We start from the raw sequence: 21,258 nt of genomic DNA on the forward strand, positions 1-21,258 counted from the left end.
GGCTTGTCCATACCGTTTTACATTGGCCGGGTTGCCGGGCGTCCTCGCGCCACACAAACAAAAACGGCATGGATCTCTCCATGCCGTTTTTCGTTATCGAGACGATTCAACGATGGCGCTGGGGGCGACCACGAGGTGCATCTGTCTTCGGTTTGGCCTGATTGACTGTGATGGTGCGGCCACCTATTTCGGTGCCATGCAAACCGGCGATGGCCTTCTCGGCATCCCCATTCACTGGCATTTCAATGAAGCCAAATCCCTTGGACTGACCGGTATCGCGGTCGATGATGATATCGACCTTGTCTACCTGCCCAAATTGGCTGAACACATTTGTCAGTTCGTCGGCCGTCATCCGGTACGACAGATTACCTACGTAAATCTTCATGCCATCCACTCTCGATTCAAGGTGCCTTATCTATGCATCCACCGGCGTGGCAGTAAGGGCACAACCCCCATGCCGGACCTGCCATGGCATCATGCCGTGGCACTCCCCACCCCATGGCCCAAGTTGTTGATCTCTTGGACTATCAGGGCAGGAAAGATCAATTCGAATCAGAGGCAGTATCTGAGCTTTATGGCAAATTGTCGAGAAAATAGTCAAGTTAGGCAGGCTGCAGGGAGGCCAGCAGAGCCCCGAGGGCGCGCCGACTGTGCCAGGCTCGCTTAAAGCCGAAGCGATAGACGCCGGGCACCACCTCGTGGGTACCCTCCTTGGTCAGCCCCAGCAGGGCGGTCGCCTTGGCCAGGGTCTCGGCATCGAGGGCAAGATCCAGGCTGAAGTCGAGCCACTGGCCATCGTGACCCACCTTGCGATCCCGCTCTATGCCCACCAGCGCCGATCTGGGCAGTGCCAGCGCCTGATCATTGCCGCCGTTGAGCAGATAGAGGTGAGCCTCATCCCAGGCAAGTTCGGCCAGCCGCCAGGGCTGCCAGTTGCGTGGCAACACCATCATCAGCAGCACTATGCCGCCAAACACCAGGCCGACCCAGGGCAGCAGCCCCATCTCAGGATAGCCCAGCCAGAGCGCCGCCACGACCGTTGCCAGGCTCGCCAGCAGTAGGCTCGCCATGACCCCGTAAAAGCGCCCGGCCGGCGGCATCAACCAACACACATCCACCCTTGATGCCAGTTCACTGACCCTCATCTCTCACTCCTTCACTCAATTGTCGCAACCAGACTGGTTTTGGGTTGCCGCAGGCTTGTTTGGCGCGCATTGTGCGCGAGCCGACCTGCCCGTGGCAACCCGAGCCGCGGCGTGGATGACGAGCGCTCGCCTCTGTTGGTATGATTGGGGCTATCTGAGCCCACACTTGAGCCCGTATCCAGGGCACCGCCACCGGGAGTCTCATGCTTGCCACCAGCCTGTTGTTCATGACCAGCGCCCTCTATGCCGAAGCGATTGGCGGCTACTCCGCCGGCTGCCTGAAAAATGCCGTGGCCATGCCCCTGTCAGGTCCCGGCTATCAGGTCATTCGCAGCAAGCGGCTGCGCTATTACGGCCACCCGGATCTCATTCACTACCTGCAAGTGCTGGCGAGCCGCACCAAGATGGCCGGCATGCCGGATCTTTACATTGCCGATCTGGCCATGGCGCACGGCGGCCCCTTCAGTTCGGGCCACCGCAGCCACCAGACCGGGCTCGATGCCGACATCTGGTTTCGGATGGCCAACCGCCCCATCAGCAAATGGGAGCAGGATGCCCCCAAGGAGTGGGCGCTGATCGACGAGCCCAGCTATCGCGTCTTGCCGGGTCGCTTCGGACCCCAGCAGCTCAATCTGCTGCGTCTGGCGGCCAACCAGCCCGAGGTGGCACGGATTTTTATCAATCCCGTGCTCAAGGCCGAAGTCTGCAAGCGCGCGCCAGACGAACCCTGGGTCGCCAAATTGCGGCCCTGGGTCGGGCACTTCAGCCATTTTCACGTGCGCTTGCGCTGCCCGGCGGGCAGCCCGGATTGCCAGCCCCAGGCCCCCATCCCCCCGGGTAACGGCTGCGGCGCCGAACTGGCCTCCTGGCTCAAAGACAAACCCCAGTTGCCCAAGGTGTCCATGAGCTACCGCGCCCCCACCCTACCCAGCCGTTGTGGCGGCTGACCACTAGCTGGTATGGTGTCAACGCCGAATTAAATACATCCAATGGAGACAACAAGATGGCCACTTCTCTCTGGCGCACGACCACACAGAGCCTGTTGATGTTGACCCTGCTGCTGGGGTTGACCGGGTGCGGCATGAACAACATCCCGACCCTGGACGAGCAGGTCAAGGCGAGCTGGGGCCAGGTCGAGAACCAGTATCAGCGCCGCGCCGATCTCATTCCCAACCTGGTGGCCACCGTCAAGGGCTATGCCAGCCATGAGCAGGAGACCCTCAAGGCGGTGACCGATGCCCGCGCCCGGGTCGGCAGCGTGCAGGTGAGCGATCCTTCCCAGCTCAAGGCGTTTGAAGCCGCCCAGGATCAGCTCTCCAGCGCCCTCTCCCGGCTGATGGTAGTGGTCGAGCGCTACCCGGATCTGAAGGCGGATCAGCAATTCCTCACCCTGCAAGCCCAGCTGGAAGGCACAGAGAATCGCATCGCCGTGGCCCGTCGCGACTACATAGAGGCGGTGCGTCAGTTCAATACCGAGATCCGCACCTTCCCGGGGGTCATCTGGTCCAAGCTGCTCTACTCGGATCTCACCGCCAAACCCAGCTTCAGCGCCAAGCCAGGTGCCGACGAGGCGCCCAAGGTCAGCTTCCAATGAGCCGAATAACCCGTGGGCCCTGGCCCACGCCCTCGCACATGAGTAAGGTACACCCGCTACTGCAGGCGCTGCTCTGCTGTCTGCTGCTGTGGACGGCGGCCCTGCAGGCGGCCCCCAGCTTCCCTGCCCTGAGCGGCCGGGTGGTGGACGAGGCGAACCTGATGTCCCGCAAGCAGGCCCACCAGCTGACCCAGCAACTGGCGGCGTTTGAAAAGCGCAGCGGCGTCCAGCTGGTGGTGGTCTCCATCGACAGCCTCAATGGCGACACCATAGAGGAGTACGGTTACCAGCTCGGCCGCCACTGGGGTATAGGCCAGAAGGGAAAAGACAACGGCGTGCTGCTGCTGATCGCCCAGGATGAGCGCAAGGTGCGCATCGAGGTGGGCTATGGCCTGGAAGGGGCCCTGCCCGATGCCATCGCCGCCAACATCATCCAGACCCGGATCCTGCCCGCCTTCAAGCGCGGCGACATGGTGGCCGGTATCGTCGCCGGCAGTCAGGGCATCATGCAGGCTCTGGCCGGTGAGTATCAGCCCCGAGACACCGCCAAGGACGAGAAGGGTGGCGGCCCCTGGCTGTTTATTCTGGTGGTGGTCGCCATGATCATCTTGCACAACCTGCGAGGGGGTGGCGGTGGCGGATCCGGTGGTCGTCGCCGAGCCGCCTATCTGGCCGGCGGTTTTGGTGCCGGGCGGATCGGTGGAGGCTTTGGTGGCGGCGGTTTTGGCGGCGGTGGTGGCAGTTTCGGTGGCGGCGGCGCCTCCGGTGGCTGGTAATCGAGGAGTAAGAGATAACACAATGATTTCGAAACAGTTCTATCACACCTTGCAGGCCAAGGTGCGACAGGCCGAACAGGCAACGGACGCCGAGCTGGTCACGGTGCTGGCCCCAGCCAGCGACGGCTACCGCTACATCCCGACCCTCTGGGCGGCCCTGCTCGCCATGCTCACCCCGCTACTGGTGTTCCAGCTCGGCTTCTGGCTCGGCTGGTACGAGATCCTGCTGGTGCAGTGGTCGGTCTGGTTGCTGCTGAGCCTGCTGTTCCACTGGACTCCCATCAAGATGCGGCTCATTCCCAAGAAGGTGCGCCAACATCGCGCCGCCCTGATGGCACGCCTGCAGTTTGTCGAGCAGGGGCTGCACCGCACCCAAGACCGGCTCGGGGTGCTTATCTTCGTGTCGGTGGCCGAGCACTATGTGGAGATCCTGGTGGACGATGGCATCGCCCAGCACATTGACAATGCGCAGTGGCAGCAGATCATCGACGACTTCGTGGTGCGGGTGCGCAACAAGGAGATCGAGCAGGGTTTCCTCGAGTGCGTCGAACGTACCAGCGACATACTGACCGATGCCTTCCCGGCCACCCGGGATCAGAACGAGCTGCCGGACAGCCTGATCATTTTGGACAAACCCTGACAGGGCTTAAAAAACCGGCATTCTGCTCAAGGGATAGGCGTTCGATAAAGATGATGAAAAATAAGGGGAAAAGTAATTGACCCAGGCCCGGCTTTCCCCTATCTTACGCCCCGTTCCAGCGCAACAGCGCGGTGAACGACGTGGTGATTGGACACGTTAAACCGCAGTCGAAAATTTGGTGAGGTGTCCGAGTGGCTGAAGGAGCACGCCTGGAAAGTGTGTATACGGCAACGTATCGAGGGTTCGAATCCCTCCCTCACCGCCAAATTAGAAAAACCGACCTCAGGGTCGGTTTTTTGCTATCCAGCTGACATGTACTCTGATGTTGAGGAGGGAGGGTGAGAACCCTCGCCGGGTTCGAGCAGAGCGGCTTGCCGCGATGAACGGCCGCAGGCCGCCCCGAAGGGGTGAGCCACGCAGTGGCGAATCAGCCCTCCCTCACCGCCAAATAAAACAAAAAGGCCTGTCGCAAGACAGGCCTTTTTGTTTTATCCGATGATGGGCGGCTCGATTTGGACCCTGGTTCGACAGGAGGGCAGGATAGCCCTCCTGGACAGCCGCAGGCTGCCCGCAGGGCGAGCGCCAGGGAAGGCGCGAGTCAATCCCGACCCCGCTAAATTGCAGGATCGACCTCAGAGTCGGTTTTTTGCTTTTAAGACTCTGCCGCATACCCTTCCCTTGCCCGTACATCGTCCTCACGCCTCTCGTCACCACAACCACGCACTCTTCTTACCCCTCTTATCTATTCCCCGATCAGGCTTTTCACTTTGCTGCGATCAAGGAATGTTCAGAGCGATGGCTCATCTGTGGCAACCGACTGTGGCTGGGCTTTACTGAGATGACAGTCCTCTCACTCCGGTTGCACCAGAAGGAGGCGCAATGAGCAAGGAACATGCAGTTCCCCCTACGCAAGGTGTCACCGTCACCCTGCTGACCAGCGTCGATCTTGGCCCCGAGATAGAAGGGATGGCAGGTCGCCAACTGCGCATGCGGCTGGTGACCATGGCACCGGGCGCTGTCTTTGGCCCACTCCATGATCACAAGGAGAGGCCGGGCACAGTCTACATACTGCAAGGCACCATCACGGATCATCGCGATGGCGTCGCCACGGATTACGGGCCGGGTGTCGGCTGGCCGGAAGACAGAAATACCACCCACTGGCTCGAAAACAGGGGCTCGGTTCCGGCGGTGGAGATCTCGGTCGATATCGTCAAACAAGGATAAACCGCTAACAAGGTGACACATGACAGTGATTTACATCACTTATTTGACTCGTCATCACATATCACACTCTCATGGACCACCCCGGGCCAATGTCGTCCCGCCGGCAACATGTCATTCCTGACATCAAGCCCTGCTCCCCCTCATGATTTTCCCATCCAGGCCGACACAAGGAGATACCCGGTTCGGCCTGGCGCGTCAGATATTGCTCGCCGATTGGATATCCTTTTGAAAAACTGATAGTTAAATGGCTACACTAGCCACATTTTACGCAGAGGGACATGGATACATGAGTCTGATCGGTTTGCTGTTAGCCTTGGCAGCCATACTGGGTGGCAACCTGATCGAAGGGGGCCATCCCAGCGCCCTGCTCGATCTCCCCGCCTTTCTCATCGTGATCGGGGGAACCGTGGGCGCCGCCCTGACTCAATTCCCCTTTTCCGTGGTCGGTAAGACGCTCAAGCGCTTCAAGTGGCTCATTTCCCCTCCTCGCCTCGACATGCTGGAGCAGGCCCAGCTGCTGGAGACCCTGGCGGGCAACGCCAGACGCAGCGGCATGCTGGCGCTGGAAGGGATGATCGACGACATCAAGGATCCCTTCCTGCAAAAAGGGGTGCAGATGATGGTCGATGGTTATGAGAAGACCAAGATCCACGAGGTGCTGGAGAACGAGATCGAATTCGAGCACGAAGATCTCGAACAGACGGTCAAGTTCTATGAAGCCATGGGCGGCTACTGCCCGACCATGGGGATCGTCGGCGCCGTGTTTGGCCTGATCCACGCCATGGGGCTGCTGGATGCGCCGGACAAACTCGGTGGCGCCATCGCGGTGGCCTTCATCGCCACCATCTACGGGGTGGGCGCCGCCAACCTCATCTTCCTGCCGTTTGGCAACCGCTACAAGGGCTTCGCCCATCAGATCCGCCACTACAAGGAGATGACCCTGACCGGCATCCTCTGCATCGTGGACGGCGAATCCCAGCAGCGTCTGCAAGTCACCCTCGAACCCTACCTCGGAGGTCACGGTGGCCAAAAAGAAAAAGCCTGAGGCACCGGAGAACCATGAACGCTGGCTGGTCTCCTATGCCGACTTCATGACCCTGCTGTTCGCCCTGTTCGTGGTGCTCTACTCCTTCGCCATGGCCAAGCAGTCGGAGACCCGGGTGCTGATCCAGGGCTTTATCGAATCCCTTGGCAAGATTGGCCTCATCTCCATGCCAGCCGGCTCCCCCGTGATGCAGGGGGGCACCGGCATCCTGGAGCCCGAGTCCAAGACCACCCCGGGCACCTCCCAGAAAGAGCAGGTGTTGGATACCCAGACCCCGGCGGCGGCGGCCGATCCCTTCAACGAGACCATAGGCGCCTCGGAGAAGCCGAGCGCGACCGAGGCCTGGCCCCACAAGACCAAGGAGCAGGACTGGGCCACCGTCACCAAGCCGAAGCTGGAGCAGCAGCTCAAGAGCCAGATCGAGTCCAAAGAGATCGAGGTGGAGCAGCTTGGCAGCCAGCTGGTGATCCGCATCGGCGAGAAGACCCTGTTCCCGGCGGATTCGGCCTTCCTGCAGCCCCAGTTCATACCCCTGGTCAACAAGGTCTCCGATGTGCTGGCGGATATCCCGGGCATGGTAGTGGTCACCGGCCATACCGACAACTCCCAGGCCCCGGTGGAGCTCTATCGCAACAACTGGGAACTGTCGGTGCTGCGGGCGGCGACCATAGTGCACACCCTGCTCACCAACCCCAGGCTGGATTCCCGCCGCGTTGTGGCGCAAGGGGCGGCCGATACCCAGCCGCGCTTTCCGAACGACACCCCGGCCCACCGCCAAGCCAACCGGCGGGTGGAGATAGTGCTCTCCCAGGGCAAGGCGGCCGAACAGTCTCTCCCTGTGCTCAAACCCTGATCAACACACGCGCCATATGTAATCAGGATGTTAACATCTCTCGAATGAACAACCCCGCCATGCGGGGTTTTTCGTTTTTCCGATTAGTTTATTTTTCCGCCAAATCAACTCAATCCGCCCTCTCGTAAAAGCGATTGAAAATGATTCTCAAATGAGAAAATTGACCCCGCTAGCAAAAAGCGATTTTCCTCCCGATGATTAATAATTAATCCTTTGAAATGACATGTAAATCAGTATGGAAGTGGCATAATACGTAGCATCCTTGTTAAGTCACATGATTAATTCGGTTAGGGAAAACTCCTATGTTTGCTGATATTGCTGTCCAGCATTGGGCTTTTATTGTCTATGTCATTGGGGCCATCTGTATCTGCCTGGCCATGATTGGCCTGGCAGCCCTGCTGGGCGGTCGTGCTTACGGTCGTGCTAAAAACAGACCGTTTGAATCCGGCATCGATTCCGTTGGCAACGCCCGTCTACGCTTCTCCGCCAAGTTCTATCTGGTCGCCATGTTCTTCGTCATCTTCGACGTCGAGGCGCTCTATCTCTATGCCTGGTCCGTTTCCGTTCGGGAAAGCGGCTGGGTCGGTTTTATCGAAGCCGCCATCTTTATCACCCTGCTGCTGGTCGGTCTCATCTACCTGTGGCGTATTGGTGCCCTCGACTGGGCGCCGAAAAAACCGGTCATGACTGACAAGAAGCCAGACTGAATTACCGATTATCCCTTTGAGGTTGCACCATGAAGTACACCCTGTCCCGGATTGACCCGGATGCGCCGGTTGAGCGCTACCCCCAGGAACAGCGCCAGACCGTCGATGATCCCCTGGCCCAAGAGGCCTCACGCGGCATCATGATCGGTCGCCTCGAGGAGGTGCTGCAAGACACGGTCAACTGGGGTCGCAAGAACTCCCTCTGGCCCTACAACTTCGGCATCTCCTGCTGCTACGTGGAGATGTGTACCGCCTTCACCTCCCCCCACGACGTGGCCCGTTTCGGCGCCGAAGTCATCCGGGCCTCGCCCCGTCAGGCGGACTTCATGGTGATCGCCGGCACCCCCTTCATCAAGATGGCCCCCGTCATCCAGCGCCTGTATGAACAGCTGCTCGAACCCAAGTGGGTCATCTCCATGGGAGCCTGTGCCAACTCGGGCGGCATGTATGACATCTACTCCGTCGTGCAAGGCGTGGACAAGTTCCTGCCAGTAGACGTCTATATTCCAGGATGTCCGCCCCGTCCAGAGGCATTTTTGCAGGCGTTAATGCTGCTGCAAGACTCCATCGGCAAGGAACGTCGCCCCCTCTCCTGGGTGGTCGGCGATCAGGGGATCTACCGCCCCCAGATGCAGGCCGAGAAGGAGCGCAAGCGCGGCGAGCGGATCAACGTCACCAACCTGCGCACGCCGGATGAGATCTGATCATGAAACTGACTCGAGAATTTCCCAGTAACTACACCATGGCCCAGGGGCAGACCGCCGATCACGGCGATGCCCAGGTGGTCGGCGAGCTGTTCGCCCACTTCGGCGCCGAGCGTTTCACCGTCCAGAGCACCCGCACCGGCGTGCCGGTCATCTGGCTTTCCCGCGAGCTGCTGCTGGATGTGATGGGCTTCTTGCGCAAACTCCCCTCGCCCTTCGTGATGCTGTTTGACTTGAGCGCCACCGACGAGCGGATGCGCAGCCATCGCCACGGCCTGCCCGAGAGCGACTTCACCGTCTTCTATCACCTCATCTCCATCGACCGTAACGCCGATGTGATGCTGAAGGTGCCGCTCAAAGAGAGCGACCTGAACCTGCCGACCATCAGCAAGCACTTCCCGAACGCCAACTGGTACGAGCGGGAAGTGTGGGATCTGATGGGCATCACCTTCGATGGTCACCCCCACCTGACCCGCATCATGATGCCCAAGAGCTGGCAGGGTCACCCATTGCGCAAGGACTATCCGGCGCGGGCCACCGAGTTTGATCCCTTCATGCTCGATGCGGTCAAGCAGGATCAGGAGCAGGACAACCTGCTGTTCAAACCCGAAGAGTGGGGCATGAACCGGGGCAACGAGAACGAGGACTACATGTTCTTGAACCTGGGCCCCAACCACCCGTCCGCCCACGGCGCCTTCCGTCTGGTGTTGCAGCTCGATGGAGAAGAGATCCGCGACTGCGTGCCCGACATCGGCTACCACCACCGCGGCGCCGAGAAGATGGGCGAGCGCCAGTCCTGGCACAGCTACATCCCCTACACCGACCGGGTCGAGTACCTGGGCGGCGTGATGAACAACCTGCCCTATGTGTTGGCGGTCGAGAAGCTGGCAGGCATCAAGGTGCCCAACCGGGTCGACGTGATCCGGGTGATGATGGCGGAGCTGTTCCGCATCCAGAGCCACCTGCTGTTCCTCGGTACCTACATTCAGGACGTGGGCGCCATGACCCCCGTCTTCTTCACCTTCACCGATCGCCAGAAGATATACACCATCATCGAAGCCATCACGGGCGCGCGCATGCACCCGGCCTGGTTCCGTATCGGCGGTGTGGCGCACGATCTGCCGGTGGGCTGGGCCCGTCTCATCCAGGAGAATCTGCTGGACTGGCTGCCCAAGCGACTGATGGACTACGAAAAGGCGGCCATGCGCAACAGCATCTTGCGCGGCCGTACCATAGGCGTTGCCCCCTACACCACGGAGCAGGCCTTGGCCTGGGGTGTCACCGGCGGCGGTCTGCGCGCCACCGGCCTCAACTTCGATGTGCGCAAATGGCGCCCTTATTCGGGCTATGATCAGTTCGAGTTCGAGGTACCGGTCGGTGCCAATGGGGACGTGTACGATCGCGGCATGATCCGCCTCGAAGAGATGCGCCAGAGCCTGCGCATCATAGAGCAGTGCATGAAGAACATGCCGGAGGGGCCGTTCAAGGCGGATCACCCGCTCACCACGCCGCCGCCCAAAGAGCGCACCCTGCAAGACATCGAGACCCTGATCACCCACTTCCTGCAAGTCTCCTGGGGCCCCGTCATGCCGGCCGCCGAGTCCTTCCAGATGATAGAGGCGACCAAGGGCATCAACAGCTACTACCTGACCAGCGACGGCTCCACCATGAGCTACCGGACCCGGATCCGGACCCCGAGCTTCGCCCACCTGCAGCAGATCCCCTCGGTGATCCGCGGCCAGATGGTGTCGGATCTCATCGCCTACCTGGGCAGTATCGATTTCGTTATGTCGGATGTGGATCGTTAAGTCCCCGCCGCGCCCCGGTCGGGGCGCAACGGGACAAGAAGAATAAGCGACAAAAGGTTAAGTCATGAGCCAGCAATGTCAGTGCCAGAACAACTCATCCCCAGCGGGACAAGGCCAGTGCCAGGGCAAGGGAGACGGACTCGTCCCCGGGCAACAGGACGGTTTCGTCCTGAGCCAGGCCGAGCGCGACGCCATCGAACATGAGAAACACCACTACGAAGACCCCCGCGCCGCCAGCATAGAAGCGCTCAAGATAGTGCAGCAGGGCCGCGGCTGGGTACCGGACGGTGCCATTCATGCCATCGCCGCCGAGCTCGGCATCCCCGCCAGCGACGTGGAAGGGGTCGCGACTTTCTATAGTCAAATCTTCCGCCAACCAGTGGGTCGTCATGTGATCCGCGTCTGCGACAGCATGGTCTGCTACATCAACGGCCACGAGCAGTTGTTGGCAGGCCTGAAAGAGGTGATGGATCTCGCCCCCGGCCAGACCTCGGCCGATGGCCGCTTCACCCTGCTGCCGGTCTGCTGCCTCGGCAACTGCGACAAGGGGCCGGCCTTGATGATCGACGATGACACCTATGGCGGGCTCGATGCCGTCAGCCTGCTCAAGACCCTGGAGGCTTACCCATGAGCCTGGCATCCCTTGGTACCGCCAACCGCATCGCGCGCGCGGCCGAGACCCATCCCCTCACCTGGCGCCTGCGCGATGACGGTGCGCCAGTCTGGCTGGACGAGTACCAGTCCAAGCAGGGCTATGACGCAGCCCGCAAGGCGCTAAGTCAGATGAGCCCTGACGAGATCGTCGGCACCGTCAAGGACGCCGGCCTCAAGGGCCGCGGTGGCGCCGGTTTCTCCACCGGGGTCAAGTGGGGGCTGATGCCTAAAGACGAGAGCATGAACATCCGTTACCTGCTCTGCAACGCCGACGAGATGGAGCCGAACACCTGGAAGGATCGGCTGCTGATGGAGCAACTGCCCCATCTGCTGATCGAGGGGATGATCATCTCGGCCAAGGCCCTCAAGGCCTATCGCGGCTACATCTTCCTGCGCGGCGAATACGTCGACGCCGCCGCCAACCTGCGCCGTGCGGTGGAAGAGGCCAAGGCCGCGGGCCTGCTCGGCAAGAACATCTTAGGGTCTGGCTTTGATTTCGAGCTGTTCGTCCACACGGGCGCGGGTCGTTACATCTGCGGCGAAGAGACGGCCCTCATCAACTCCCTGGAAGGGCGCCGCGCCAACCCGCGCGCCAAGCCCCCCTTCCCCGCCGTCTCCGGCGTCTGGGGCAAGCCGACCTGCGTCAACAACGTCGAGACCCTGTGCAACGTGCCCGCCATCATAGGCAACGGCGTGGCCTGGTATCAGGGACTAGCGCTGCCGGGCTCGGAAGATCACGGCACCAAGCTGATGGGCTTCTCCGGCAAGGTCAACAACCCGGGTCTGTGGGAGTTGCCGTTCGGCATCACCGCCCGCGAGCTGTTTGAAAACTACGCCGGCGGCATGAAACCCGGCTATCGCCTGAAAGCCTGGCAGCCGGGCGGCGCCGGTACCGGCTTCCTGCTGCCCGAGCACCTGGATGCCCAGATGTACGCTGGCGGCATCGGCAAGGTCGGTACCCGCATGGGCACGGGCCTCGCCATGGCGGTGGATGACAGCATCAACATGGTCTCCCTGCTGCGCAACATGGAGGAGTTCTTCGCCCGAGAATCCTGCGGCTGGTGCACCCCTTGCCGCGACGGCCTGCCCTGGAGCGTCAAGCTGCTGCGGGCGCTGGAGCGAGGCGAGGGTCAACCCGGCGATCTCGACACCCTGGCACAGCTGTGCAATTTCCTCGGCCCGGGCAAGACCTTCTGTGCTCACGCCCCTGGCGCCGTCGAGCCCCTTGGCAGTGCGATGAAGTATTTCAGATCCGAGTTCGAGGCCGGCATCAAGGGGCCCAATGACAATCACAAGTTGCTCAAGGGTATCCAGCCTAACCTGCTGGGCGAACGCTGGTAAGACGCGATCATGTGTCCGCAGCTGGTCTGTCTGAACCAGCGCGAGCCAAAGATTTTATCTAATTGAAGTCAGGGAAGTTGTATGGCCACCATTCATGTAGACGGTAAAGAGTACGAGGTAGACGGGGCAGATAACCTGCTGCAAGCCTGTCTGTCCCTGGGTCTGGACGTCCCCTATTTTTGCTGGCACCCGGCGCTCGGTAGCGTCGGCGCCTGCCGCCAGTGTGCGGTGAAGCAGTATCAGAATGCCGACGACAAGCGCGGCCGCCTGGTCATGTCCTGCATGACCCCCTCCACCGATGGCAGCTATATCTCCATCGAGGACGAGGAGGCAAAAGAGTTCCGCAAGTGCGTGGTGGAGTGGCAGATGACCAACCACCCCCACGACTGCCCCGTGTGTGAAGAGGGTGGCGCCTGCCACCTGCAAGACATGACGGTGATGACAGGCCACAACAGCCGTCGCTACCGTTTCACCAAACGCACCCACCAGAATCAGGATCTGGGGCCCTTCATCAATCACGAGATGAACCGCTGCATCGCCTGCTATCGCTGCGTGCGTTACTACAAGGATTACGCCGGCGGCGAAGATCTCGGTGTCTACGGCGCCCACGACAACGTCTACTTCGGCCGGGTCGAAGATGGCACCCTGGAGAGCGAATTCTCCGGCAACTTGGTGGAAGTCTGCCCCACCGGCGTCTTCACCGACAAGACTCATTCGGAGCGCTACAACCGCAAGTGGGACATGCAGTTTGCCCCCAGCATCTGCCAAGGCTGCTCGGTCGGCTGCAACATCAGCCCGGGTGAGCGCTACGGCGAGCTGCGCCGCATCGAGAACCGCTATCACGGTGCCCTCAACCACTACTTCCTGTGCGATCGCGGCCGCTTCGGCTACGGTCACGTCAACCTGGCCGAGCGTCCGCGCCAGCCCCTGCTCCATGACGGTAACGACCGCCTTGCCATCACGGTAGACGGCGCCCTGAACCGCGCCGCCGATGCCCTGCGTACCGCATCCGGCATCATCGGCATCGGCTCGCCCCGCGCCTCCCTTGAGAGCAACTTCGCCCTGCGCGAGCTGGTGGGTGCCGCCAACTTCTACAGCGGTGTCGAGAAGAGCGAATGGGAATGCCTGCAGAAGATGCTGCAGATCCTGCAACAGAGCGGCGTGCGCACCCCGAGCCTTAGGGACATGGAAGAGGCTGACGTCGTGCTGGTGCTCGGCGAAGATGTCACCCAGACCGCCGCCCGCATCGCCCTGGCCCTGCGCCAGGCGGTCAAGGGCAAGGGTCGCGAGATCGCCCGCAAGATGAAGGTGGACTTGTGGCAGGTTGCCGCCGTCCAAACCCTGGCCCAGAACGAGCGCTACCCGCTGCTCATCACCAGCCTGGATGCCACCCGTCTTGACGACGTGGCGAGCGGCACCCTGCACGCTCCCCACGCGGATCAGGCGCGCCTCGGCTTCGCCATCGCCCACCTACTCGACGGCTCGGCTCCAGCCATAGCTGATCTCTCTTCTGAGCAGCAAGCCCTGGCCGCCCAGTGGGCCGAGCTGCTTGGCAATGCCAAGAAGCCGCTCATCATCGCAGGCTCGGGTGCCCGTCATCAGGCCCTGCTCGAGGCGGCCAGCAATATTGCCCGCGCCCTCAAGGGCCGTGGTCAGGCCGTGGATCTGGCGCTGGTCGCCCAAGAGACCAACAGCCTGGGCCTTGCCATGCTGGCCGGGGACGCCGCGCCGCTGGAAGCCGCCTTCGAGCGTATCGAAGGAGGGGAAAAGCTCGCACTCATCACCCTGGAGAATGATCTCTACCGCCGCGCCTCCCGCAGCCGGGTCGATGCCGTCATCGACCGTCTGCAGCACCTGCTGGTAGTCGATCATCAGGACACCCAGACTGCCCAGAAGGCGGGTCTGGTGCTGCCCGCCGCCAGCTTCGCCGAAGCCGATGGGACGCTTATCAACATGGAAGGCCGCGCCCAGCGCTTCTTCCAGGTCTATGCCCCCGCCTTCTACGACGCCGATATCCAGGTGCGCGAGAGCTGGCGCTGGCTGGCCGCCTTGCAAGGTGCCCTGGAGCGCAAGCCCCTGCGCTGGAACAACTTCGACGAGGTGAGCAGTGCCTGCGCCGCCAGTGCCCCGCTGCTGGCCACCATGCGTGAAGCCGCCCCCAACGCCGGTTTGCGCATCCGTGGCATGAAGCTCGCCCGCGAGCCGCACCGTTATAGCGGCCGCACCTCCATGCTGGCGGATCAGAACGTGAGCGAACCCAGGGTCGCCCAAGATCCCGACTCGCCGTTCGCCTTCTCCATGGAAGGTTACGCCGGTGCCCGCCAACCCCTGCAACAGGTGCCGTTTGCCTGGGCACCGGGCTGGAACTCCCCCTCTGCCTGGAACAAGTTCCAGGACGAGGTGGGCGGCAACCTGCGTGCCGGGGATCCCGGCCGCCGTCTGCTGGAGCCGGGTGAGGATAGCCTGGGCTGGTTCGACAGCATCCCTGCCCCCTTCCAGGCGCAAGAAGCGCTGCAGGTGGTCAGTTACGATCAGCTGTTTGGTAGCGAAGAGCTCTCTGGCAAGAGCCCGGTCATTCAGGCTCGGATGAGCGATCCCACCCTGGTGCTGAACCCGGCGGACGCCAGTCGTCTCTCCCTCAGTGCTGGCAGCCAGATTGCCCTCTCCTGGGGTGGCAACCACTGGCGGCTGACCCTGCGTGTCAGTCACCATCTGGCCCAGGGCCTGCTTGGCCTGCCCCTTGGCGCCAACGGCCTGCCGACCGCGCTGCACCACGCCTTTATCGATAACCTGCAGGAGGCCATAGCATGAGCGATGCGCTGATCGACCTGTTGCTGGAGGTAGGCAAGGCCCTGATCGTGCTGGTGGGGATCGTGGGGGCAGGCGCCTTCATGAGCTTTATCGAGCGCCGCCTGCTGGCCCTCTGGCAGGATCGTTACGGCCCCAACCGGGTAGGCCCCTTCGGCCTGCTGCAGTTGGCGGCCGACATGGTCAAGATGTTCTTCAAGGAGGACTGGATCCCGCCGTTCGCGGATCGCCGGATCTTCGTACTGGCCCCCATCATCGCCTTTACCTCCTTTATTCTGGCGTTTGCTGTGGTGCCCATCACCCCCACCTGGGGTGTGGCGAACCTCAACGTGGGCCTGCTCTACATCCTGGCCATCGCGGGGCTGGCGGTCTACGCCGTGCTGTTCGCTGGCTGGTCGAGCAACAACAAGTACTCCCTGCTTGGCAGCCTGCGCGCCTCGGCCCAGACCCTCTCCTACGAGGTGTTCCTTGGTCTGTCGCTCATGGGCATCGTCATCCAGACCGGCAGCTTCAACCTGCGTGACATAGTCGAAGCCCAGGCGGGCCTGTGGAACGTGGTACCCCAGATCCTGGGCTTCATCACCTTCCTGTTCGCCGGCGTCGCCGTCACCCACCGCCACCCGTTCGATCAGCCGGAAGCCGAGCAAGAGCTCGCCGACGGCTATCACATCGAGTATGCGGGCATGAAATGGGGTCTGTTCTTCGTGGGCGAGTACATCGGCATAGTGCTGATCTCTTCCCTCATCGTGACCCTCTTCTTCGGTGGCTGGCACGGCCCCTGGCTGCCGCCCTTCATCTGGTTCGCCCTGAAGACCGCCTGTTTCATGGTGTTCTTCATCCTGCTGCGGGCCTCCCTGCCCCGCCCGCGTTTCGACCAGGTGATGTCCTTTGGCTGGAAAGTCTGCCTGCCGCTGACCCTGATCAACATGCTGGTCACCGGCGCCGTGGTGCTGATGAATGCGTAACAAGGCCGATATGGATATGAAGATTGTAAGGACGTCGCCCATCCCGAGCGGGATCAAGCAAGACGCCAGTGCTGATAAATGTGCAGTGAGGCACCTATGAAAATTACGAGCATTATCAAGGGTGTTGGCACCCAGTTGCGCAGCCTTGGCATGGTGTTCTCCCATGCCTGGCGCCCCCGTGAGACCCTGAGCTACCCGGAGCAGGCCGTCTATGCGGCGCCCCGTTTTCGCGGTCGCATCGTTCTGACCCGGGATCCCGACGGTGACGAGCGCTGCGTGGCCTGCAACCTGTGCGCCGTGGCCTGCCCGGTTGGCTGCATCTCCCTGCAGAAGGCGGAGCGGGATGACGGCCGCTGGTACCCGGAGTTCTTCCGCGTCAACTTCTCCCGCTGCATCTTCTGCGGCCTGTGCGAAGAGGCCTGCCCCACCACCGCCATCCAGCTCACCCCGGATTTCGAGATGGGCGAGTATCGTCGCCAGGATCTGGTGTACGAGAAGGAAGACTTGCTGATCAGCGGGCCCGGCAAATACCCGGACTACAACTTCTATCGCATGAGCGGGATGGCCATCGACGGCAAGCCGAAAGGCAACGCCGAGAACGAAGCCAAGCCCATCGATGTCAAGAGCCTGCTGCCCTGAGGAGTCATTCATGGAACTGGCATTCTATGCCGCGGCCCTGGTCGCCATTTACAGTACGCTGCGGGTGATCAGCACCAGCAATCCCATGCACGCGTTGCTGAATCTCATCATCTCGCTCATCGCCGTGGCCATGATCTTCTTCTGCCTCGGCGCCTCGTTCGCGGGTGCCCTGCAGGTGATCGTCTACGCCGGCGCCATCATGGTGCTGTTCGTGTTCGTGGTCATGATGCTGAACTTGGGGTCTGCCCAGACCCAGGAGCGCAACTGGCTCACCCCCACCACCTGGGGTGGCCCGGCCCTGCTCTCCTTCATCCTGCTCGGCTTCCTGGGCTATGGCATCCTCGGCGTCACTGGCGGTGAGCTGGGCCTGACCGACGTCAGCGCCAAGGAGGTCGGTATCGCCCTGTTCGGCCCCTATGTGCTGGCGGTGGAGCTCGCCTCCATCCTGCTGCTGGCGGGTCTGGTCACCGCCTATCACCTCGGCCGTGAGGACAAGCGCGGGGAAGTGCTTTCCGTCCCGAAAACCGCCCCGCAACCGAACCAAGAAGGAGGTCAGCAATGAGTGGTATCCCTATGGAACACGGTTTGCTGCTCGCGGCAATCCTGTTCTGCATCGGTCTTTGCGGCCTGCTTATTCGTCGTAACTTGCTGTTTATCCTCATGAGTATCGAGATCATGATGAACGCATCCGCGCTGGCGTTCGTGGTGGCTGGCAGCCGCTGGGCCCAGGCCGATGGCCAGATCATGTACATACTGGTGATTTCTCTGGCGGCAGCGGAGGCCAGCATAGGCCTGGCCCTGTTACTGCTGCTCTATCGTCGTTACCACACCCTGAACGTGGACACTGTGAGCGAGATGCGCGGATGAGCCTCCTATACCTGACTTTTCTGTTCCCCCTGCTGGGATGGCTGCTACTGGCCTTCTCCATCGGCCGTTTCGGTGAGCGTACCTCTGCCCTCATCGGTGTCGGCAGTATCGGTCTGTCTGCCCTGACCACAATCTGGGTTGGCATCGACTTTCTCGGCAACACGCCGGAAGGCGGCGTCTACACCCAGACCCTGTGGCAATGGATGTCGGTGGGTGAATTCCAGCCCACCTTCCGCCTGGCACTGGATGGGCTGTCGCTCACCATGCTGGGGGTGGTGACCGGGGTGGGTTTCTTCATCCACCTGTTCGCCTCCTGGTACATGCGTGGGGAAGAGGGCTATTCCCGCTTCTTCACCTACACCAACCTGTTTATCGCCAGCATGGTGTTCCTGGTACTGGCCGATGACCTGTTGTTCGTCTACCTCGGCTGGGAAGGGGTGGGGCTGTGCAGTTACCTGCTGATCGGCTTCTACTACCGCAACCCCGCCAACGGCGCGGCCGCCCTCAAGGCATTCGTGGTGACCCGGGTCGGTGACGTCTTCCTCGCCATCGGGCTGTTCGTGCTGTACCGCGAGCTTGGCACCCTCAACATCCACGAGCTGCTGGTGCGTGCGCCGGCGATGTTCGCCGAGGGCTCCCCTGCCCTGTCGTTCGCCTGCCTGATGCTGCTCGGTGGCGCGGTCGGTAAATCCGCCCAGCTGCCGCTGCAGACCTGGCTGGCGGACGCCATGGCGGGTCCGACCCCGGTTTCTGCCTTGATCCACGCGGCCACCATGGTGACAGCCGGTGTCTACCTCATCGCCCGTACCCACGGCCTCTTCCTGCTGGCCCCGGAGATCCTGCATCTGGTGGCCCTGGTCGGTGCCATTACCCTGGTGCTGGCGGGCTTTGCGGCCCTGGTGCAGACAGACATCAAGCGGATCCTCGCCTACTCCACCATGAGCCAGATTGGCTACATGTTCCTGGCCCTGGGTGTCGGCGCTTGGGACGGGGCCATCTTCCACCTGATGACCCACGCTTTCTTCAAGGCGCTCTTGTTCCTCTCCGCCGGTGCCGTTATCGTCGCGACCCACCATGAGCAGAACATCTTCAAGATGGGGGGCCTTCGCAAGAGCCTGCCGCTGGTCTATGCCTGCTTCCTGGTCGGGGGCTCGGCGCTGGCCGCGCTGCCGCTGGTGACCGCCGGTTTCTACAGTAAGGACGCCATCCTCTGGCAGGTGCAGGCCAGCGGCCAGAGCGCCCTGCTGTGGGCCGGTCTGGTGGGGGCCTTCCTGACCTCCCTCTACACCTTCCGCCTCATCTTCATCGCCTTCCACGGCAAAGAGCAAACGCAGGCCCATGCCGGCCACGGTCTGGCCCACCAGCTGCCGCTGCTGGTGCTGCTGGTGCTCTCCACCGCCATCGGTGCCTGGATAACGCCGCCGCTCGCGGGTGTGCTGCCGGCCGGCCCTGGCGATCACATCGAAGAGGGGCGCCATAGTCTCGAGATCCTCTCCGGCGTCATCGCCATCGCGGGGATAGCGCTCGCCGCCTTCCTGTTCCTCGGTGAGCGCCGCCTGGCAAAGAGCATCGCAGAAAGCGCCCCTGGCCGTCTGCTCAGCACCCTCTGGTTCAACGCCTGGGGCTTTGACTGGCTGTATGACAAGCTCTGGGTCAAGCCCTACCTGCTGCTGACCCGTCTGCTTGGCAAGGATCCGCTGGATCGGATGATGAATCTGCCCGCCGTACTGGCACAGGGTGGCCACCAGCTGCTGGCCTGGACCGTCTCCGGCAAGCTGCGCTGGTACGCGGCCTCCATGGGGATGGGCGCCGCCCTGATCCTGGCCCTGCTGCTGCTCGGCTGAGAACTCTCAATGAGCCCAAACTCTGCGGCAGGCCCTGTGCCTGCCCCATTAGAACTAGAACCTAGACGAGAGCTGATATCGTGACCTTACTCTGGATCTTGTTAATTCCTTTTATCGGCGGCTTGCTCTGCTGGCAGATGGAGCGCCTCGGTGGACAGTTCGTCCGCTGGGTCGCCCTGCTCTCCATGAGCGCCTGCTTGCTGCTCTCCGGCGCCATCTGGCTCAGCGGTGACTTCACCCTGGCCAACCCCGGCCTGCCCGTCTGGGCGGCTGAGTGGCAATTGCCCTGGATCCCGCGCTTTGGCATCTCCTTGCACCTGGCGGTGGATGGCCTGTCGCTCTTGATGGTGATGCTCACCAGCTTCATCGGCGTGCTGGCGATCCTCTGTTCCTGGAAGGAGATAGTGCAGCGCATCGGCTTCTTCCACCTGAACCTGCTGTGGATCCTGGGCGGCGTGCTCGGCGTCTTCATGGCGGTGGACCTGTTCCTGTTCTTCTTCTTCTGGGAGATGATGCTGGTCCCCATGTACTTCCTGATCGCGCTCTGGGGTCACTCGGTCACCGACGGCAAGTCGCGCATCAACGCCGCCACCAAGTTCTTCATCTACACCCAGGCGAGCGGCCTCATCATGCTGGTCGCCATCCTGGGGCTGGTGCTGACCCACCACGCCGCCACCGGTGTCTTCACCTTCAACTACCTTGACCTGCTCAACACCCCCATGAGCATCGGGGTGCAGTGGCTGCTGATGCTGGGCTTCTTCATCGCCTTCGCGGTCAAGATGCCACTGGTGCCGCTGCACGGCTGGCTGCCGGATGCCCATAGCCAGGCACCGACCGCGGGTTCCGTGGACCTGGCGGGCATCTTGCTCAAAACCGCCGCCTACGGTCTGCTGCGCTTCACCCTGCCGCTCTTCCCCGACGCTTCTGCCGCCTTTGCCCCCTATGCCATGGGCCTTGGCCTGTTTGGCATCGTCTACGGCGCCCTGCTGGCGTTTGCCCAGACCGACATCAAGCGTCTGGTGGCCTACACCAGCATCTCCCACATGGGTTTTGTGATGATCGCCATCTACTCGGGCAGCGAGCTGGCCTTGCAAGGTGCCGTGGTTCAGATGATCGCCCACGGCCTCTCCGCCGCCGGTCTGTTCATCCTGTGTGGTCAGCTCTATGAGCGTCTGCACACCCGGGATCTGCGCCAGATGGGCGGCCTCTGGGGGCGTCTGCGCTACCTTCCCGGTGTCATGTTGTTCTTCTCGGTCGCCTCCCTTGGCATGCCAGGGACAGGCAACTTCATCGGCGAGTTCCTGATCCTGATCGGCAGCTTCCAGGTGGCGCCCATCATGACCATCATCGCCACCTTCGGTCTGGTGCTGGCCTCGGTCTACTCCCTCATCATGCTGCAACGCGCCTGCTTCGGCGCCCCCAAGGACGAGAAGGTCCTCAAGGGACTGGACAGCCGCGAGCTCGCCATGATGCTGACCATCGCAGGCCTGCTGGTGCTGCTCGGTGTCTATCCCCAGCCCATACTGGACACCGCCAGCAGCAGCCTGCTGAGCGTGCTGCACTGGTATGCGCTGCCGGCCACAGGAGCACTGCAATGATGACTTCTCTTCTGCTGCCTTCCTTGTCCATTACAGGAGCACTGTC

Annotated in this window: 21 protein-coding genes, 1 tRNA gene and 1 other RNA gene; 21 read left to right on the forward strand and 2 right to left on the reverse strand. The window is 61.9% G+C overall.

Going from position 1 to position 21,258, the window contains the following annotated elements; translation table 11 throughout:
• Positions 1 to 106 precede the first annotated feature (106 nt).
• Both CUC44_RS05265 and CUC44_RS05270 read right to left on the reverse strand, forming a co-directional pair.
• The gene (locus CUC44_RS05265) at positions 107 to 385 is read right to left on the reverse strand and encodes an RNA recognition motif domain-containing protein (RefSeq protein WP_167388789.1); all 279 of its coding nucleotides are present in this window, start codon (positions 383 to 385) and stop codon (positions 107 to 109) included.
• A gap of 217 nt (positions 386 to 602) precedes the next feature.
• Positions 603 to 1,145: a hypothetical protein gene (locus CUC44_RS05270; protein WP_100858936.1), complete on the reverse strand. Its 543-nt coding sequence runs from the start codon at positions 1,143 to 1,145 to the stop codon at positions 603 to 605.
• 203 nt (positions 1,146 to 1,348) lie between these two features.
• Here CUC44_RS05270 and mepA point away from each other — a divergent pair, with 203 nt between their 5' ends.
• From mepA to nuoM, 21 genes are all read left to right on the forward strand, one after another.
• Positions 1,349 to 2,092, forward strand: coding sequence for a penicillin-insensitive murein endopeptidase (gene mepA / locus CUC44_RS05275; RefSeq protein ID WP_100858937.1), 744 nt, complete (start codon positions 1,349 to 1,351; stop codon positions 2,090 to 2,092).
• A 56-nt stretch (positions 2,093 to 2,148) separates the two neighbouring features.
• Complete coding sequence (locus CUC44_RS05280) at positions 2,149 to 2,739, forward strand: LemA family protein (RefSeq protein ID WP_100858938.1); 591 nt, start codon at positions 2,149 to 2,151, stop codon at positions 2,737 to 2,739.
• 38 nt (positions 2,740 to 2,777) lie between these two features.
• Positions 2,778 to 3,515, forward strand: a complete 738-nt coding sequence (locus CUC44_RS05285; RefSeq protein WP_100858939.1) for a TPM domain-containing protein — start codon at positions 2,778 to 2,780, stop codon at positions 3,513 to 3,515.
• Positions 3,516 to 3,537: 22 nt separating this feature from the next.
• Positions 3,538 to 4,155: a TPM domain-containing protein gene (locus tag CUC44_RS05290; RefSeq protein WP_100858940.1), complete on the forward strand. Its 618-nt coding sequence runs from the start codon at positions 3,538 to 3,540 to the stop codon at positions 4,153 to 4,155.
• 177 nt (positions 4,156 to 4,332) lie between these two features.
• A tRNA-Ser gene (locus CUC44_RS05295) sits at positions 4,333 to 4,420 on the forward strand.
• A 53-nt stretch (positions 4,421 to 4,473) separates the two neighbouring features.
• Positions 4,474 to 4,602, forward strand: a non-coding RNA gene (locus CUC44_RS05300) — RtT sRNA.
• 432 nt (positions 4,603 to 5,034) lie between these two features.
• Entirely contained in the window at positions 5,035 to 5,379 is a 345-nt protein-coding gene (locus CUC44_RS05305) for a cupin domain-containing protein (RefSeq protein WP_100858941.1), read from the forward strand.
• A 286-nt stretch (positions 5,380 to 5,665) separates the two neighbouring features.
• Positions 5,666 to 6,424 carry a flagellar motor protein gene (locus CUC44_RS05310; protein ID WP_100858942.1) on the forward strand — a complete coding sequence of 253 codons (759 nt, stop codon included), beginning with the start codon at positions 5,666 to 5,668 and terminating at the stop codon, positions 6,422 to 6,424.
• Entirely contained in the window at positions 6,402 to 7,277 is an 876-nt protein-coding gene (locus tag CUC44_RS05315; RefSeq protein WP_100858943.1) for a flagellar motor protein MotB, read from the forward strand. Before CUC44_RS05310 ends, CUC44_RS05315 begins: the two co-directional genes overlap by 23 nt.
• A gap of 302 nt (positions 7,278 to 7,579) precedes the next feature.
• On the forward strand, positions 7,580 to 7,984 hold the full coding sequence (locus CUC44_RS05320; protein ID WP_100858944.1) for an NADH-quinone oxidoreductase subunit A: 405 nt from the start codon (positions 7,580 to 7,582) through the stop codon (positions 7,982 to 7,984).
• Between the two features lie 29 nt (positions 7,985 to 8,013).
• Positions 8,014 to 8,688 carry a NuoB/complex I 20 kDa subunit family protein gene (locus tag CUC44_RS05325; protein ID WP_100858945.1) on the forward strand — a complete coding sequence of 225 codons (675 nt, stop codon included), beginning with the start codon at positions 8,014 to 8,016 and terminating at the stop codon, positions 8,686 to 8,688.
• Positions 8,689 to 8,690: 2 nt separating this feature from the next.
• Positions 8,691 to 10,496 (forward strand): NADH-quinone oxidoreductase subunit C/D, encoded by a 1,806-nt coding sequence (gene nuoC / locus CUC44_RS05330; protein ID WP_100858946.1) that lies wholly within the window; start codon positions 8,691 to 8,693, stop codon positions 10,494 to 10,496.
• A 64-nt stretch (positions 10,497 to 10,560) separates the two neighbouring features.
• Positions 10,561 to 11,127 carry an NADH-quinone oxidoreductase subunit NuoE gene (gene nuoE, locus CUC44_RS05335; protein ID WP_100858947.1) on the forward strand — a complete coding sequence of 189 codons (567 nt, stop codon included), beginning with the start codon at positions 10,561 to 10,563 and terminating at the stop codon, positions 11,125 to 11,127.
• Positions 11,124 to 12,491, forward strand: coding sequence for an NADH-quinone oxidoreductase subunit NuoF (gene nuoF, locus CUC44_RS05340; protein ID WP_100858948.1), 1,368 nt, complete (start codon positions 11,124 to 11,126; stop codon positions 12,489 to 12,491). Before nuoE ends, nuoF begins: the two co-directional genes overlap by 4 nt.
• Positions 12,492 to 12,572: 81 nt before the next feature.
• Positions 12,573 to 15,302 carry an NADH-quinone oxidoreductase subunit NuoG gene (nuoG, locus tag CUC44_RS05345; protein WP_100858949.1) on the forward strand — a complete coding sequence of 910 codons (2,730 nt, stop codon included), beginning with the start codon at positions 12,573 to 12,575 and terminating at the stop codon, positions 15,300 to 15,302.
• Positions 15,299 to 16,264: an NADH-quinone oxidoreductase subunit NuoH gene (gene nuoH, locus CUC44_RS05350; protein ID WP_100858950.1), complete on the forward strand. Its 966-nt coding sequence runs from the start codon at positions 15,299 to 15,301 to the stop codon at positions 16,262 to 16,264. The genes nuoG and nuoH overlap by 4 nt, the downstream gene beginning before the upstream one ends.
• A gap of 96 nt (positions 16,265 to 16,360) precedes the next feature.
• Entirely contained in the window at positions 16,361 to 16,903 is a 543-nt protein-coding gene (gene nuoI / locus CUC44_RS05355) for an NADH-quinone oxidoreductase subunit NuoI (RefSeq protein WP_100858951.1), read from the forward strand.
• Between the two features lie 10 nt (positions 16,904 to 16,913).
• Entirely contained in the window at positions 16,914 to 17,465 is a 552-nt protein-coding gene (gene nuoJ / locus CUC44_RS05360) for an NADH-quinone oxidoreductase subunit J (protein ID WP_100858952.1), read from the forward strand.
• Positions 17,462 to 17,770 carry an NADH-quinone oxidoreductase subunit NuoK gene (gene nuoK, locus CUC44_RS05365; protein ID WP_041205926.1) on the forward strand — a complete coding sequence of 103 codons (309 nt, stop codon included), beginning with the start codon at positions 17,462 to 17,464 and terminating at the stop codon, positions 17,768 to 17,770. The genes nuoJ and nuoK overlap by 4 nt, the downstream gene beginning before the upstream one ends.
• A complete protein-coding gene (gene nuoL / locus CUC44_RS05370) occupies positions 17,767 to 19,614 on the forward strand; it encodes an NADH-quinone oxidoreductase subunit L (protein WP_100858953.1) in 1,848 nt (615 codons plus the stop codon). Before nuoK ends, nuoL begins: the two co-directional genes overlap by 4 nt.
• Before the next feature lie 80 nt (positions 19,615 to 19,694).
• Positions 19,695 to 21,212, forward strand: coding sequence for an NADH-quinone oxidoreductase subunit M (nuoM, locus tag CUC44_RS05375; protein WP_100858954.1), 1,518 nt, complete (start codon positions 19,695 to 19,697; stop codon positions 21,210 to 21,212).
• The last annotated feature ends 46 nt before the right edge of the window (positions 21,213 to 21,258 follow it).

The organism is Aeromonas lusitana (genome assembly GCF_002812985.1).
In the GTDB taxonomy this organism is placed as follows: domain Bacteria; phylum Pseudomonadota; class Gammaproteobacteria; order Enterobacterales; family Aeromonadaceae; genus Aeromonas; species Aeromonas lusitana.